The following is a 14,774-nucleotide window of genomic DNA, read 5'->3' as shown; positions in this document are numbered from 1 at the left end:
TTTTATTTTTATTGAGGCGCAGGGCGGCGGCAGAAAGCCACTATTTGGCGTTCTGTCTGTATAGCTCAATTTGCAAGGGAGTTTTGTAACTTAAGGTTAACGACAGGAGCGAAGGACTCGCTCCTGTCCGGGGGGTCAAGGCAGCACGGTCCAGATGGCGAACCCGGCATACCACAGCACCGCCGCACGCAGCAGCAGCTCCCACAAGCGATCCAGGCTGTTGATGCCGTCTGCACCGACCACCGGCGGTGAGATTTCGGCGGCGACCAGGCCGACTTTCTCCACCAGTTGCGCGGCGCTGATGTCCCAGTTCAGCAACTCGTGAAGCATCACACGGCTGACCGCAACGAAGTTGCCCACCAAGGCAAAGCTGGCCGCCAGCAGACGCACCGGCAACCAGTCAAATGCGTGACGTAACTGCCCAGCGCGCTCGGCCACCAGTGGGTTCTGGCTGTATTCACTGGCCAGGGCCAACAGCCGGTAGGCCAGTGCGGCGACCGGGCCCAACAGGAAGTACCAGAAGATCACTGCGAAAAAACTCTGGTAGGCCTGCCATAACAGATGGCCCTGGACGCGTTCCAGCAGCTGCTCACCGCTGTCGGCACCGATTTTCAGATCGCGTTCAGCCACATGTTCGGCGGCTTGCAGATCGCCCCGGCGCCACGCATCGCGAAACGGCCCAAGCCCGGCCAACAGGTCGCCACGGCCCAGGCTGTAGATCACCACCAGCAGGTGCACCGGCAACGCCAACAAACCATAGGCCACCGGTTCCAGCACCAGCAGCAACAACGCCAGCAACGCCACCGGCAGCAGCACCAGCAGAGCCAGAATCAGCCAAGGTTGTTTGCCCAGGCGCGGGCTCGATTCCAGCTTGGCCAATTCGCGCAACCAGCCGCCATCACGCTGCAATCGCTGGCGCATGGCCGAAAACTTCTCGATCCACACCGCCAGCACCAACACCAGAAAACTCATCGTGCGTGTCCTCCATCCTGCAGAGCGCTGCGAAAGCGCGTCCAATCAAAAGCGGGGCCGGGATCGGTCTTACGCCCCGGGGCGATATCGCTGTGACCACAGATACGCTGCGGTGTAATACCGGGGTAGGCGGTCCGCAACTGAAGTGTCAGGTCGATCAGCGACCTATATTGGGCGTCGGTGAACGGCAGGTCATCCGTGCCTTCCAGCTCTATCCCCAAAGAAAAGTCGTTACAGGTTTCACGCCCCTCGAAACATGAAACCCCGGCGTGCCAGGCCCGGTCGACGCAGGACACAAACTGCGTCACCGCACCGTCGCGCTCAATCAGAAAATGCGCAGACACCCGTAGGTCGGCAATCCCTTCAAAGTAGGGATGTTCCGTGACATCCAGGCGATTCTGGAAAAATTCCTGCACCTTGCCCGTGGCGAACTGCGCCGGTGGCAGGCTGATGTTATGCACCACCAACAGTGAGATTTCGCCTGCGGGGCGCTCGTTGAAGTTGGGGGACGGGCAATGGCGAATGCCCTGGCACCAACCGCTGACGGGGTCCAACTGCATACAGGATCCTTGAACGTGACTAAGTGTGACCAGTATGCCGCGTTCGACCCCGCGGTTGCGATCACTTGCCGCGATTGAGTTGACGCAACTGGCCCACCACCGCCGCCAGTGCCCGTTCGAACAGCGGACCATCGTCCAGGGTGTGCAGCGCGCCACGCTTGAACGCCAGTGCAAGTTGGCCGACGCTTTTGTGCATGATTTTGAGCCCGGTGCGGCCGACGAAAACATAGGTATTGGCCGGCGCCATGATCGCCATCAACTTGCATCGCAGGGCACTGCCCTGATCTGGCTGGAACACGACCCAGCCACCGATACGCAGCTGGTACACCTTGAGCAGGTCCGGATCATCCGCCGGCAGCTCCTGGGCTGAATCGGGCGGCGTTGCACTGAGCACAAAAGGCTCGCGCACTTCGATCAAGCCATCGACACCTTCGGGCGGCTGGACATGCAGGGCCTGCAAGCGAACAAAAAAATCTCGGGTGCTGAAGGGGTCGAAGGCCGCGCTGGTCAACCCGTCGCGCAGGGCCTTGAGCAAGCCCGGCAACTGCACCAACAAGTGGCCTGCGGCGTCGGTGTCTTGCGGCAGACTCACACTCCAGATCAACTCATCCATGGTGCGCAGCGCTGCCTGCCACTGCACCGACTGCTCGCCGTGCTTGAGGCTGGCCAGCAACAGCACCTGGCTCCAGGCTTGTTGCAGAAACTGCACCACCGCTCGCGGTAACACCTTGCCCAACAGCCGTCGGTTGAGCACCTCGGCCACCCGTGCACGCGCCGCTTCAGTTCGTACGCGCCCTTCTTCAGCGTCACGGGTGTGCTGTACGAGCAACTCGCGGCGCCGACGCTCATCGGCGGTGAACGCGGTGAATTCGGTCAGCAACTGGGAAAAAATCGCCGGGTCCTCGGCAAACTCATTGAGCAAACGCTGAACCACCTGCTCAATGCGCAGGTACAGGCTGTCGTGCGCGTAGTCATCGACCGGGCTCCAGCCCATGGCGGACGCCGCGATTTCATTCAACAGGCGCCGCGCCGGGTGGCCGGAGGGACTGAAAAAACTCTTGTCCAGCACCGCCACTTTCAGCAGCGGGATCTGCAGGCGGCCGATCAAGGCCTTGAAGGCGTCCGGCACGGTGCGGTCATTGAGGATAAATTCGAACAGCAGGGCGATCAGGTTGATCACGTCTTCGTCCGCTTCCTCCACCACCCGCGATTTGCCACTCTTGACGCTGACCCGCGTGAGCAATTGCTCAAGCTGGTTACGCAGGTCGAAATCATCCTCGACCTGCGGCTCCGGTACGTACTGCTGCAAATGCGACAGCAGCCGCAACAGGTCGCGGGTGGCGATGGGCTGGGGTTCGGCGCTGGCCTCAAGGGTAGGCGACACGCTACCGCGCACGGCGGTCAACAGCGCCTGCAAGGCAGTGAAGGCTTGCTGGCCATTTTCGTCGACGGGTTGCTCGGCGCTGGGCAGTGCCGCCTCACGCGGGTAATCACGGGTGGCGCGCTCGCCGGGGCGGCGGGACGGCGCGGCCTTGAGGTCCGGCAACACGCCGGTGGCGACCAGCAACTGGTTGGCTTCACCGTACAGTTGGTCCGCGTCGCTGAGTACGTACTTCTCAAACAGCTTGAGCATGATCAGCTTGACGCGGATCTCAACGCCCAGACTGCGCCCCGCACGCAGGAAAAACTCGCACAGCAGCGCCGGGCCCAAGGGGTTTTCACGGTCATCCAGGTGATTGCCCAGCAAGGCACTCAAGCGCGCGGTCAGTTGCCCCAACGCCAGCCCGTCACGGTGATGCACGCGGCCGAGCATGGTCTCAAGTGCAACGGCTTTTTCCAGCTCATCCTTGGATGAACCTGGCGCCGCTTCATAGGACACCACCGGCACCATCTGCAGCTCGCCGCGTCCCGCCTGGCCCAGGCCGCCAAAGGCTTCGAACAGCCGCTCCATGAACACACGCTCGAAGTTCTTGCGTTTGAGGCGCAAGTCGCGCATGGCTTCAAAGAAAATATGATGGTCCACGTTGCTGCGGGCCTTGTCGGCCATCTCGAACAACGTGTCGTCGGCGTTATCGAACAGCTCCTGCAGCCCGTGCTGCAACTGCTGCGCGGCCTTGTCGCGAACCTGCAGCAATACCACCGGCAGGCGCGCGAGCGGCGATGGCGTGGCGTGTGCCCTGTTGATTGGCACCACCTTTCCGTCATTGTGCATCCTGGCCTCCTGAAACGGCGGTATTGGTTGGGAAAGATCGGGTACAGGCCCATGAGGCGCTGTCGAAACCGGTACTCACCAGCACGTCAAAGCTATGACGCCAATTGCAAGGCGCGAGATTATCTTGCAAATGAGCCCCGTTGCGCCAGCAAACTCTGAGATTGCGCGGTAAATCAGCGGTGAGTCTGGGTTCGAGTGCACGCTGCCCCTATAATCGGGGCACTTTGTTTGTGGAGCCTGTTATGCCGAATCTCCGTCTTGCCGACCTCACCGCCGAAATCGAAGCCAACGTGCGCCGTGCACTGCTGGAGGACATCGGCAGCGGCGACATTACCGCGCAGTTGATCCCGACCGAACGCCTGGCCACGGCCACCATCATTACCCGCGACAGTGCGGTCATTGCTGGTACGGCCTGGGTGGACGCCGTGTTCCGCCAACTGGACCCACGGGTCGCCGTACACTGGCAAGTGGCCGACGGCGAACGGGTCAGCCCCGACCAAGCCCTGTTCCACCTCGAAGGCCCGGCGCGCTCGCTGCTCAGCGGCGAACGCTCTGCCCTGAACTTTCTGCAGTTACTGTCCGGCGTCGCCACACGCGCGCGGTTCCTCGCAGATTTTGTTGCCAGCACCCAGGTCAAGCTGCTGGACACCCGCAAAACCCTGCCCGGCCTGCGCCTGGCGCAGAAATACGCCGTGACCTGCGGCGGCTGCCACAACCACCGCATCGGTTTGTATGACGCATTCCTGATCAAGGAAAACCATATCGCGGCCTGCGGCGGTATCGCCCAATCCATTACTGCCGCCCACAAGATCGCACCCGGCAAGCCGGTGGAAATCGAAGTGGAAAGCCTGGAAGAACTGCGCGAAGCACTGGCGGCGGGCGCCGACATCATCATGCTTGATGAGTTGAGCCTGGAGGATATGCGTGAGGCCGTACGCCTGAACGGCGGCAAGGCGAAGCTGGAAGCCAGCGGCGGGATCAATGAAAGCACCCTGCTGCCCATCGCTGAAACCGGCGTGGATTACATCTCCATCGGGGCGATGACCAAGGATGTGAAGGCAGTGGATTTGTCGATGCGACTCAGCATATGAGGCGCTGCAAGCGATGAGCGTCAAGCTGCAAGAGGCCGTATGACCACTTGCAGCTTGAGACATGCCGCTGCTTTCAAACCACCAGATTATTCATTTCGCAATACTCGTTCCACTCAACACCCAGCACCTCGGCCGCCTCTTTGTGCAAGGCCAGCCGTGCGGCTTCGAACTCTTCCGGTGTCGAGGTGTATTTGAGCGTCAGTTCCCAAGGCTGGAAACCCTGGCTCTCGGCCTCGTCCTCGAATGCCCACTGGATCTGGTCACGCTGATCATCGGCGCTCAGGTCCTTGATCTCTTCTTTAAGCTGCGGCGTTGCCTCAAGGTACTTATCAAGGGCTGCTTGATGCTGAACTTCCTGGGTCATTTCAGTCGTGGTCATGTCGTTCTCTTAGATCGAGGAATGGGGATGCATCTGGGTCATCAAGGTTGCGCAGATACAAAAGAGCGGGCACGAATGCCGACTCGCCTGGCCTTCAGAACCATTCTGGGATCATCTGAAAACATTGCCTTTGAAACATTGCATCTAAAACAAGCAGTAGTGCCTTTATGCCCGAGACAGGAGTCGAACCTGCGACCTTCGCGTTACGAGTGCGCTGCTCTACCAACTGAGCTACACGGGCGGTGGGCTAAAGCTAGCACCGCATCGGGCGTCCGGCAACTTACGTCCCTTAGCGGGCAATGACGCCTTGAGCCCAGAAGCGCGGTTGCAGGTGATCGCCCTCGGCGCGCAGGTATTGCTGCTGGGCTTGCGCGATGTGAGGCACATCACGCAGTGCAATCACGATCAACAGACCAACGGCCAGCACACTCAGTCCTTTCCATATCTCCCAGCCCAGTGGCAGTGCAGGCGTTGCCGAGGCACGCCACACATGCAGGGCCATCAGCCAGCCTATTAGCAACGCCAGCCAGACCTGGGAATTAGGCATCACGGTCACACCGTCGACCATGGACTGCACTAACGCGCCGACCAACGCGGCAAACAGGCACAAGCGCATCAGGTCAGCGCGCTCGGCGGACAGAGCCCTCTCACGCAATACGCCAAACGTGGCCCAGCCAGCGCGCCACGCCAAAGCAGCAACGATCAAGGTCGATGGCCCACCCCACTCGCTGGCCCATTGCAAGACAGACTGATGTGGATGGGCGGCGATCTTGTTGGCAATATCGGCAAAATGCATCGGCCCGAACCCCAGCCACGGACGTTCGACGAGCATATGCCACGCCTGCCACCAGATCGGACCGCGACCCGACAGCGAGGTGGTGAGGCGATCACCAGCACCACTGGAGAGCACAATCCCCAAGTGATCGGCCAGTACTGTAAACGCCAGCCAGTACAGCAACAGCCCGCCGACAACAGCGGCCAACTGCCATCCGAGCCAGCGTCGCCCCCAAGGCCCCAGCAGTGCCAGCAGCAAACCCGCCGCGCCCATCCCCAGCCATGTGCCGCGCGTCCCCCCGCTGATCGCGATCAGCCACCAGACGCACAACAACGCAAACACTGCGCCTCGCACAGCGCGGGAGACTTTGGGTATCAGCAGGGGAAGCGCCAGTAACGGCAGCGTGAATGTCTGGAATTGACCGTAGAAGCGCTTGTTGGAAAAGCCGGACAGCAACAGGTCTGGGTCCAGCGTCAGCGCTCCGCTGGTAAGCACCAGCGCGCCGGCGTACAGATATTGAATGGATTTGATCAGGCATAGCAGCAGCACAACCAGGATCAGCACTCGATCCATCGCGCCCCCACCGTGACGGCGGAGCAAGGCAAACGCTACGGCGATTGCCGCGCAGCTGACCAGCAACGCCACTTCGGTGAATGCCCAGAGCGGCTGATGGGCCTGCGCCGAAGACAGCAGGCCCAGCGCAATAATCAGCGCCAGGCCCCAGGCCGTGTGCCTGTCCACCAAGGGTTCAAGCGCGGAAACCGACAACCCGTACAGTACCGCGCAGAGCCCAATGGCAATCTGCATTACACGCTGCAGATCATGCCCACCGAACGGTGCGCAAACCCCAATCGTCAGCAAGCACACCACTGCTACCAGGAAAGCCCCGCCTCGCTGCCGTACGGATAACGCCATCGGCCACCTCTGGTCCCTGTGGATGGTTCAGCAGTTATGCACCGCCAGCGCTGCAACCCTTGCTGGCATATTTCTCTTCAGCGGTTGTAGTGCACTTCCAACCGGTGGTGGCGCTGCGCGTCAGGTTGATGGTCTTGCCCAGCACCGGCGCGGGCGCGTCGAGTATTTCGCAACTGATGGAGCCCGCGCCCGTAGCAACGTCGCCTGCCACATCGATTTTGCAGTTGGCGGTGGGGCTGGTGCCACCGATCAAGGTCACGGTGGGTACGGTGCCCTGGTTGATAGTGTCCTCATAACCGGCCTTCAACGCGGTAATTTCAGCCAAGCCGGCAGTGAACTTGGCCTTGGCCTGGTGTGTGGTGTACATCGGCAGGCCGATGGTGGCCAAAATGCCGATGATTGCCACGACGATCAACAACTCGATCAAGGTAAAGCCTTTCTGACTCATCACATTCACTCTCCAGAATAAAACTCATGACAAGGCGCGTCCTGCACCCCGTTTTTTTCAGCGGCGCCAGTGTACTCACCCGCAAGCGGTCAATCGCGCACAAGACGCACATTCTGACATTTTATCCGGCGCCATCGGCATGCCCGGATCCGTCACCTGACTACGCTATAAATCTTCGATGACTTGTATGCGGAACCGCGACATGAACAACCCTTCAACGATCTACGCTTGGGAAGGCATCAACCGCAAAGGACGCAGGGTGTCCGGGCAGACCAAAGGGCATAACCCTGCCCTGGTCAAGGCACAACTGCGCCTGCAAGGGATCAGCCCAGGTCGCGTGCGCAAGCAATCCCCGATGCTGCCAGGCCTGGCCCAGTCGGCAAAGGCGGCTGACATTACCCTGCTCACTCGCCAACTGGCCACGCTACTGAACGCCGGAATTCCGCTGTTGCAAGCCTTCGACATCATCAACGAAGGCTTCGACAACCGCGCCGTGCGTGAGCTGGTGCAGGCGCTGAAACAGCAGGTCGCAGCTGGCGCCAGCCTGGCCGACGCACTGCGCAAACAGCCGGGCTACTTCGATGAGCTGTACTGCAACCTGGTAGCCGCCGGCGAGCAGGCCGGCGCATTGGAGACCCTGCTGGAGCGTGTGGCGATCCACCGCGAAAAGAGTGAGCAACTCAAGGCCAAGGTCAAAAAGGCCATGACATACCCCATTGCGGTGCTGGTGGTTGCCAGCCTGGTCACCGGCGTACTGCTGGTCCACGTTGTGCCGCAGTTCCAGACGCTGTTCGCCGGGGTCGGCGGCAAACTGCCAGCGTTTACCTTGCAGGTGATCGCCCTGTCGGCGTTCATGCAGCAAGCCTGGTGGATGCTGGCCTTGGGCATTGCCTTCGCAGCCATGGGGCTGCGGAAGGCCTATCGGTCATCGCCGGGTTTCAGCTATTGGCTGGACACCGGTTTGTTGAAAGCGCCCCTGGCAGGCAAACTGCTGACAAAATCCGCCGTGGCCCGCTACGCCCGCACGCTTTCCACCACCTTTGCCGCCGGTGTTCCACTGGTACAGGCATTGGACTCAGTCGCCGGCGCCGTGGGCAATGCTCCGTTCAAACAGGCAATCGAACATATGCGTCACGATGTATCCACTGGCATGCAGTTGAATCAATCCATGACCAACAGCGGTCTGTTTCCCGGCATGGCGATCCAGATGACGGCAATCGGCGAAGAATCGGGCATGCTGGAACAGATGCTGGAAAGAGTCGCCAACCACTATGAGACCGACGTGGACAACCAGGTCGATAGCCTCACCAGCCTGATGGAACCGCTGATCATGGTGGTTCTGGGAGGCATCGTCGCAGCACTGGTCATCGCCATGTACCTGCCGGTCTTCCAACTGGGGAGCGCATTTTGAACCTACTGTTGAGTGAGTCCCCCTGGGCATTTGTGGCGATAGCATCGGTACTGGGGCTGATCGTCGGCAGTTTTCTCAATGTGCTGGTGTGGCGCCTGCCAAAAATGCTCGAACGGGAATGGCGCGCCCAGGCCCATGAAGTGCTCGGTTTGCCTGCCGAGCCTGCAGGGCCGACCTACAACCTGATGCGCCCAAATTCCTGCTGCCCGCACTGTGATCACCCAATCCGGCCCTGGGAAAATATCCCCGTGCTCAGCTACCTGATCCTCCGGGGACGCTGTGCTCATTGCCAAGGCGCCATCAGCGCCCGCTACCCGTTAACCGAACTTGCGTGCGCGCTGATCTCGGCCTGGGTCGCCTGGCATTTCGGCTTTGGCTGGCAAGCGGCAGCGGTACTGCTATTGAGCTGGGGGCTACTGGCGATGAGTTTGATCGACGCAGACCACCAGTTGCTCCCGGATGTGCTGGTGCTGCCGTTGCTGTGGCTGGGGTTGATCGTCAACAGTTTTGAATTATTGACCACATTGCCCGATGCCCTTTGGGGCGCGGTGATCGGCTATCTGAGCCTATGGAGCGTGTTCTGGCTGTTCAAGCTGGTCACTGGAAAGGACGGCATGGGCCACGGTGACTTCAAGTTACTGGCCTTGCTAGGCGCCTGGGGTGGCTGGCAGATTTTGCCGATGACGCTGTTTATGTCGTCGCTGGTAGGCGTGTTTAGCGGGCTGATCCTGATGCGCGTGCGCAAGACCCAGGCGTCGGCACCGATGCCATTTGGTCCGTATCTGGCAATTGCCGGCTGGATTGCATTGCTCTGGGGTGGTCAAATAACCGACTTCTATTTGCAGTCTGTCGGTTTCAGATGACCACTTCTGTTGCAACACCCTGGATTCTGGGCCTCACCGGCGGCATCGGCAGCGGTAAAAGCGCGGCGGCCCAGCACTTTATCGACCTGGGCATCGACTTGGTCGACGCTGACCACGCCGCCCGCTGGGTAGTCGAGCCTGGCCGGCCGGCGCTGGCCCGCATCGTCGAACACTTTGGCGGCGGCGTGCTGCAGCACGACGGCCAGTTGGAGCGCGCCGCGTTGCGCAAGCTGATCTTTGAAGTACCCGAAGAGCGCCTATGGCTGGAAGGCCTGCTGCACCCGCTGATCGGCGAGGAGATTCGCAGCCACCTGGCGCGCGCGCGCTCGCCATACGCGATCCTGGTGTCGCCGCTGCTGATCGAATCCGGCCAATACAGCATGACCCAGCGCATCCTGGTGATCGACGTGCCGCAATCGCTGCAGATTCAGCGTACCCTGCAGCGCGACGGCATCAGCGAGCAACAGGTGCAGGCGATCCTCAAGGCTCAGTCCAGCCGTGAAGACCGCCTGAACCATGCCGATGACGTGCTGGTCAATGACCAGGACCTCGCCTGGCTGCACAGCGAGGTCGAGCGACTGCACCACTTTTACCTTACTTTGCGTGGAGGCCGATCATGAGCCAACCCTTGACCGTCGACTGCCCAACCTGCGGCGCACCCGTGGAATGGAAAACCGACAACCTCAACCGGCCGTTCTGCTCGGACCGCTGCAAACTCATCGACCTGGGCGCCTGGGCCGCTGAAGAGCACAAGATTCCCGTGGCCCCGGATGCCGAGGACGAGCTGTTTTCCGAAGACCTGTCGCCGCGCCATTAAGGCCGCATAAAGGCGTATTCCTGCTGGTCGTCGAGGTTCTCTGCAAGGTATTGCAGCTCGTCGGCCAAGTCTTCAAAACTGCGCACGCCCTTGCTCTGCTGCACCACCGCACTGAGCATGGCGCGCAGGGTCAAGCCTGGGTCAAAACCGATTTCCTGCGCCGAATCCTGGCTTTTGCGCAACTCCTGCCGTGCCCACTCATACACACCCATGATCCGTGCTCCCGCCTTACTCATCTAAAATTTGGCTGAGCATGGGCCTGCTTGCTCGTACTGGATTTGATCTGGATCAACGCTGCGATTCGTCATCCTTCCAGGGCGCAGAGAGGTAGCGGGTGCGGTTGAAGGTCTCCAGCCATTCCGGGCAGAACACCACCAGAGCGCTGACGACCATGCCGTTGATAAATGCCTCGGGAAAGATGATGAGCCAGAGGTAGCCGACAAAATCTTCAAGCCATTCGGGCATTGCAAAACGTCCGTCAAACCACAGTAAACCCAGCCCCAGCAGAAGACAGAGCAAGGCCGACAGCGCGGCGGCAAAAAAACCCGAACAGAAGATATACACAAAAGGATTACGCGGTTGCGCACGCTCGACCAGCACCGCGCAACCTTCGGTGACCAGCACCGGCAGCACGATCAGCAGCAGGCCGTTGATACCAAGGGCTGCCAGATCCTGACGCCCCAGCAGCATCAAACCGAACTGGGCGGCAAAGCCCCCTACGATTGCCAGGGGCCAATCCAGCAGCAGGGTCACGGCGGTCATGCCGATAAAGTGGTAAGACACACCGGTATCGAAATCACGCCGCACCAGCCACAACATGAACAACGCGAACACCGTACCGAACAGCAGATGCTGGCGCCGCCGGTCGGCGAACAATTCAACCCATGGCGAACGCACAGCGGCCCACAGCAGTACCGGCGCGTACAGCAGCCAACCGATGCCGAGGGTTGCAGGCGCCAACACTGCGGCACTGATCATGGGTGAACTACCAAGGCAAAAAAGCTCACCGCACACCTCTTTGCAGGAGTTAAAGTCGAGTCGTCAGTCTACACCGCCCTTTTGCAGCGAGACTTCCTGCAGTCATCATTTGGACGCTAAGCTGCAAGCATGGATGACTCAGATTATTTGCGCCTGCTCACCGTAGCAGCCGAACAAGCCAACGCATTCCTGTCCAATGCCCGCAAATGGGAGCGTGAGCGTTGGGTCTGCCAGCGCCTGCTACAAGGCTTGAACGTGCCCTACCGCGCCGAAGAGTTTCACGCTGCGGGGCAAGAGCCGCCGGATGTATTGTTTCGTGATGCCAGTTTCGAGGTGTTTTTTGTACTGGATGAAGGGCGGCGACTCAACGACGAATGGCGCGATGAATTGCTACGCCGACGCAGTGCCTTCTCCCTCAGCCAACTGGTTCGGCGCGAAGCCAAGCCGCGACGCATTCCCGCCCATGAATTCCTGCTGCGCCTGGGGCCCACACTGCGCAAAAAAGCGCACAACTATAAAGAGCGCGGGATGGACCTGGGCGAGCTGGATATCGTCGCCTTCACCAGCCTCAAGCGCGAAGTACTGGACCTCAACAGCCACTTTCCACCGCCCACCGAGTATCTGCGCCAGGGGTGGCGCTCGCTGTCGCTGGTCGGGCCGACGTTTGCACGGGTGCTGTTCGCGCACCCGGACGCGCCGGATTTCTTGCGCAACAACCTGGGGCGCAGCATAGTGTTCGACGTGGGCATCAGCCTCTGATCCCAACCCGACTGTAACGTGGCGCCCTTTTGCAACGTCTACCTGACGAGGCCTTCTATGACCAGCCGCCTGAACCCCGACGACCAACAGCATGTCGAAGAGTACCTGCAACTCTCCCAGAACCGAGTCGAGCGCAAGCCTTTCCGGCCGTGGCTGCTCCTTGGTGTGGTGCTGGTAGTGGTGATCGGGCTCGGTCTGCTGAGCCGCCTTTTGAGTTACCTGACGCTATGAGCTGCCTGGCGCTCGCGGGGGTAACTGCTCCGATTTCTTTTAGCCTTGCGAGATATCCCCATGACCCATCGTATTATTATCGTCGGCGGCGGCGCCGGCGGCCTGGAGTTGGCTACCCGCCTGGGTAAGACTCTGGGCAAGCGCGGCACCGCCAGCGTCACGCTGGTGGACACCAACCTGACCCATATCTGGAAGCCGCTGCTGCATGAAGTGGCTGCCGGCTCGCTTAACTCTTCGGAAGACGAACTCAATTACGTCGCCCAGGCCAAATGGAACCACTTCGAGTTCCAACTGGGGCGTATGAGCGGGCTCGACCGTGAGCAGAAGAAAATCCAACTGGCAGCCACCCTCGACGAAGAGGGCCGCGAACTGGTGCCGGCGCGCGTGCTGGGCTATGACAGCCTGGTGATTGCGGTCGGCAGTACCACCAACGATTTCGGCACCGAAGGCGCGGCGCAGCACTGCCTGTTCCTCGATACCCGCAAACAGGCCGAGCGCTTTCACCAGCAACTGCTCAACCACTACCTGCGTGCCCATGCCGGGCAGACCGATGCGGTTGAACAGATCAGCGTCGCCATCGTCGGCGCTGGCGCCACCGGGGTCGAGCTGGCCGCCGAGCTGCATAACGCCGCCCATGAGCTGGCGGCGTATGGCTTGGACCGGATCAAGCCGGAAAACATGCACATCACTTTGATCGAAGCCGGTCCACGGGTGCTGCCTGCCCTGCCGGAGCGTATCGGCGGGCCCGTGCATAAAACCCTGGAGAAGCTCGGCGTGACCGTGCTGACCAACTCGGCTGTCAGCGAAGTCACCGCCGATGCACTGATTACCAGCAGCGGGCAGGTGATTCCGGCCAGCCTTAAGGTGTGGGCTGCCGGGATTCGCGCACCAGGCTTCCTCAAGGACATTGATGGCCTGGAAACCAACCGTATCAATCAGTTGCAAGTACTGCCGACGCTGCAAACCACCCGCGACGAAAATATCTTTGCCTTCGGCGACTGCGCCGCCTGCCCGCAACCGGGCACCGACCGCAACGTGCCGCCACGGGCCCAGGCGGCTCACCAGCAGGCGTCGTTGCTGGCCAAGTCGTTGAAGCTGCGCATCGAGGGCAAGGAGTTGCCGTCGTACAAGTACACCGACTATGGCTCGCTGATCTCGCTGTCGCGCTTTTCCGCTGTGGGTAACCTGATGGGCAACTTGACCGGCAGCGTGATGCTGGAGGGTTGGCTGGCGCGGATGTTCTATGTGTCGCTGTATCGCATGCACCAGATGGCGCTGTATGGCTTCTTCCGCACCGCGATGTTGATGCTGGGCAGCAAGATTGGACGCGGGACTGAGCCGCGCCTGAAGCTTCACTAACACCATAAAACCATGTGGGAGGGACTTGCTCCCGATAGCGGTGGGTCAGCCAAGTATTTGGTAACTGAACCACTGCATCGGGAGCAAGCTCCCTCCCACATCAGCTTTTCAGGGCACTTGAGTTTTGCGCACGCAAAAAAAATCCCCGTATCTTTCGATACGAGGATTTTTAATATGGTCGGGGTAGGGGGATTCGAACTCCCGACATCCTGCTCCCAAAGCAGGCGCGCTACCGGACTGCGCTATACCCCGGTAAAAAAAAGGCGACCTTTCAGTCGCCTTCTTCGATCAGCGCTTTTGGCCTCTGATCTTAAGATTCGATTCCAGCGCTAACTGGTCTCAAAAATGGTGGGTCGTGTGGGATTCGAACCTACGACCAATTGGTTAAAAGCCAACTGCTCTACCAACTGAGCTAACGACCCAAATATGGTCGGGGTAGGGGGATTCGAACTCCCGACATCCTGCTCCCAAAGCAGGCGCGCTACCGGACTGCGCTATACCCCGGTTTGAAATTGGCTCCGTGACCAGGACTCGAACCTGGGACCCAATGATTAACAGTCATTTGCTCTACCGACTGAGCTATCACGGAACTACATATTTCAAAGTACAACTTTTACTGCTCTGTAACCTTCCTCTTCGACCCTGTCCGTATCGCTACGTTAGCGTCTCTGAGGCGCGCTATTCTACAATCTTAAAAACCCCTGTCAACCCTTTAAATTGCTTTTAAGACAATGATTTGCGCTTCTTTCTGATTTCTTCTTGGGGAGAAGAAACCCGTGGGCTGACGTTGCTGCGGGGCGCACTTTACAAGCCTTTTCCTTACAGTTCAACGCCCTAACGAAAAAAAAGGCCCCGCGATGCGGGGCCTTCTCTTATTTGCCTGTCCCGTCCTGAATAAGGTTTACACCTTCTGACCTTTGTTCAGGAGGACTCAATGGATACGAGAAAAAGGCGCAGCCAACGCGATTACACGCTAGCTTTTAAATTGTCGGTCGTAGACCAAG

Annotated in this window: 16 protein-coding genes and 5 tRNA genes; 8 read left to right on the top strand and 13 right to left on the bottom strand. The window is 60.0% G+C overall.

Translation table 11 applies throughout. The features are described from left to right. Positions 1–135 precede the first annotated feature (135 nt). From ampE to EJD88_RS15195, 3 genes are all read right to left on the bottom strand, one after another. The gene (ampE, locus tag EJD88_RS15205; RefSeq protein ID WP_158878384.1) at positions 136–972 is read right to left on the bottom strand and encodes a regulatory signaling modulator protein AmpE; all 837 of its coding nucleotides are present in this window, start codon (positions 970–972) and stop codon (positions 136–138) included. Then, on the bottom strand, positions 969–1,532 hold the full coding sequence (gene ampD / locus EJD88_RS15200) for a 1,6-anhydro-N-acetylmuramyl-L-alanine amidase AmpD (protein ID WP_158878383.1): 564 nt from the start codon (positions 1,530–1,532) through the stop codon (positions 969–971). Before ampD ends, ampE begins: the two co-directional genes overlap by 4 nt. Before the next feature lie 61 nt (positions 1,533–1,593). Further along, positions 1,594–3,744, bottom strand: coding sequence for a DUF1631 domain-containing protein (locus tag EJD88_RS15195; RefSeq protein WP_158878382.1), 2,151 nt, complete (start codon positions 3,742–3,744; stop codon positions 1,594–1,596). Positions 3,745–3,986: 242 nt separating this feature from the next. Between EJD88_RS15195 and nadC the strand changes: the two genes are divergently transcribed. Further along, positions 3,987–4,835, top strand: a complete 849-nt coding sequence (nadC, locus tag EJD88_RS15190) for a carboxylating nicotinate-nucleotide diphosphorylase (RefSeq protein WP_158878381.1) — start codon at positions 3,987–3,989, stop codon at positions 4,833–4,835. Positions 4,836–4,908: 73 nt separating this feature from the next. On the opposite strand, the gene EJD88_RS15185 is transcribed toward nadC, so the two are convergent. The 4 genes from EJD88_RS15185 to EJD88_RS15170 form a co-directional block, all read right to left on the bottom strand. After that, a complete protein-coding gene (locus EJD88_RS15185) occupies positions 4,909–5,214 on the bottom strand; it encodes a DUF6388 family protein (protein WP_158878380.1) in 306 nt (101 codons plus the stop codon). Between the two features lie 168 nt (positions 5,215–5,382). Further along, positions 5,383–5,455, bottom strand: a tRNA-Thr gene (locus tag EJD88_RS15180). Positions 5,456–5,503: 48 nt separating this feature from the next. After that, positions 5,504–6,904 carry an O-antigen ligase gene (locus EJD88_RS15175; protein WP_158878379.1) on the bottom strand — a complete coding sequence of 467 codons (1,401 nt, stop codon included), beginning with the start codon at positions 6,902–6,904 and terminating at the stop codon, positions 5,504–5,506. Between the two features lie 34 nt (positions 6,905–6,938). Continuing rightward, positions 6,939–7,352 (bottom strand): pilin, encoded by a 414-nt coding sequence (locus tag EJD88_RS15170; protein WP_112193410.1) that lies wholly within the window; start codon positions 7,350–7,352, stop codon positions 6,939–6,941. 202 nt (positions 7,353–7,554) lie between these two features. Between EJD88_RS15170 and EJD88_RS15165 the strand changes: the two genes are divergently transcribed. The 4 genes from EJD88_RS15165 to yacG are packed head-to-tail and all read left to right on the top strand — an operon-like array spanning position 7,555 to position 10,443. After that, positions 7,555–8,763 (top strand): type II secretion system F family protein, encoded by a 1,209-nt coding sequence (locus EJD88_RS15165; protein WP_158878378.1) that lies wholly within the window; start codon positions 7,555–7,557, stop codon positions 8,761–8,763. Continuing rightward, positions 8,760–9,626 (top strand): A24 family peptidase, encoded by an 867-nt coding sequence (locus EJD88_RS15160; protein WP_099587048.1) that lies wholly within the window; start codon positions 8,760–8,762, stop codon positions 9,624–9,626. Before EJD88_RS15165 ends, EJD88_RS15160 begins: the two co-directional genes overlap by 4 nt. Then, complete coding sequence (gene coaE / locus EJD88_RS15155) at positions 9,623–10,246, top strand: dephospho-CoA kinase (protein ID WP_158878377.1); 624 nt, start codon at positions 9,623–9,625, stop codon at positions 10,244–10,246. Before EJD88_RS15160 ends, coaE begins: the two co-directional genes overlap by 4 nt. Further along, positions 10,243–10,443 (top strand): DNA gyrase inhibitor YacG, encoded by a 201-nt coding sequence (gene yacG / locus EJD88_RS15150; RefSeq protein ID WP_099587046.1) that lies wholly within the window; start codon positions 10,243–10,245, stop codon positions 10,441–10,443. The genes coaE and yacG overlap by 4 nt, the downstream gene beginning before the upstream one ends. On the opposite strand, the gene EJD88_RS15145 is transcribed toward yacG, so the two are convergent. Together EJD88_RS15145 and EJD88_RS15140 are read right to left on the bottom strand one after the other, a co-directional pair. Next, entirely contained in the window at positions 10,440–10,655 is a 216-nt protein-coding gene (locus tag EJD88_RS15145; RefSeq protein WP_099587045.1) for a hypothetical protein, read from the bottom strand. The two genes, yacG and EJD88_RS15145, sit on opposite strands and share 4 nt — an antisense overlap. Positions 10,656–10,731: 76 nt before the next feature. Continuing rightward, entirely contained in the window at positions 10,732–11,421 is a 690-nt protein-coding gene (locus EJD88_RS15140) for an energy-coupling factor ABC transporter permease (protein WP_158878376.1), read from the bottom strand. Between the two features lie 129 nt (positions 11,422–11,550). Here EJD88_RS15140 and EJD88_RS15135 point away from each other — a divergent pair, with 129 nt between their 5' ends. From EJD88_RS15135 to EJD88_RS15125, 3 genes are read left to right on the top strand one after another with little or no spacing between them, the layout of a single operon-like run. After that, complete coding sequence (locus EJD88_RS15135; protein WP_099587043.1) at positions 11,551–12,180, top strand: DUF1780 domain-containing protein; 630 nt, start codon at positions 11,551–11,553, stop codon at positions 12,178–12,180. A 57-nt stretch (positions 12,181–12,237) separates the two neighbouring features. Then, positions 12,238–12,411: a DUF3094 family protein gene (locus EJD88_RS15130; protein WP_016976295.1), complete on the top strand. Its 174-nt coding sequence runs from the start codon at positions 12,238–12,240 to the stop codon at positions 12,409–12,411. Positions 12,412–12,471: 60 nt separating this feature from the next. Next, positions 12,472–13,770 carry an NAD(P)/FAD-dependent oxidoreductase gene (locus tag EJD88_RS15125; protein WP_112193401.1) on the top strand — a complete coding sequence of 433 codons (1,299 nt, stop codon included), beginning with the start codon at positions 12,472–12,474 and terminating at the stop codon, positions 13,768–13,770. A 175-nt stretch (positions 13,771–13,945) separates the two neighbouring features. Here EJD88_RS15125 and EJD88_RS15120 read toward each other — a convergent pair. From EJD88_RS15120 to EJD88_RS15105, 4 genes are all read right to left on the bottom strand, one after another. After that, positions 13,946–14,022, bottom strand: a tRNA-Pro gene (locus EJD88_RS15120). Between the two features lie 94 nt (positions 14,023–14,116). Further along, positions 14,117–14,192: transfer RNA gene (locus EJD88_RS15115), tRNA-Lys, on the bottom strand. A 5-nt stretch (positions 14,193–14,197) separates the two neighbouring features. Next, positions 14,198–14,274 (bottom strand) — tRNA-Pro (locus tag EJD88_RS15110). Between the two features lie 9 nt (positions 14,275–14,283). Continuing rightward, positions 14,284–14,359: transfer RNA gene (locus EJD88_RS15105), tRNA-Asn, on the bottom strand. Positions 14,360–14,774: the final 415 nt, after the last annotated feature.

Source organism: Pseudomonas sp. PB105 (assembly GCF_009764655.1).
In the GTDB taxonomy this organism is placed as follows: Bacteria; Pseudomonadota; Gammaproteobacteria; order Pseudomonadales; family Pseudomonadaceae; genus Aquipseudomonas; species Aquipseudomonas cyclaminis.
This window is presented reverse-complemented; position numbering and strand designations above follow the sequence as displayed.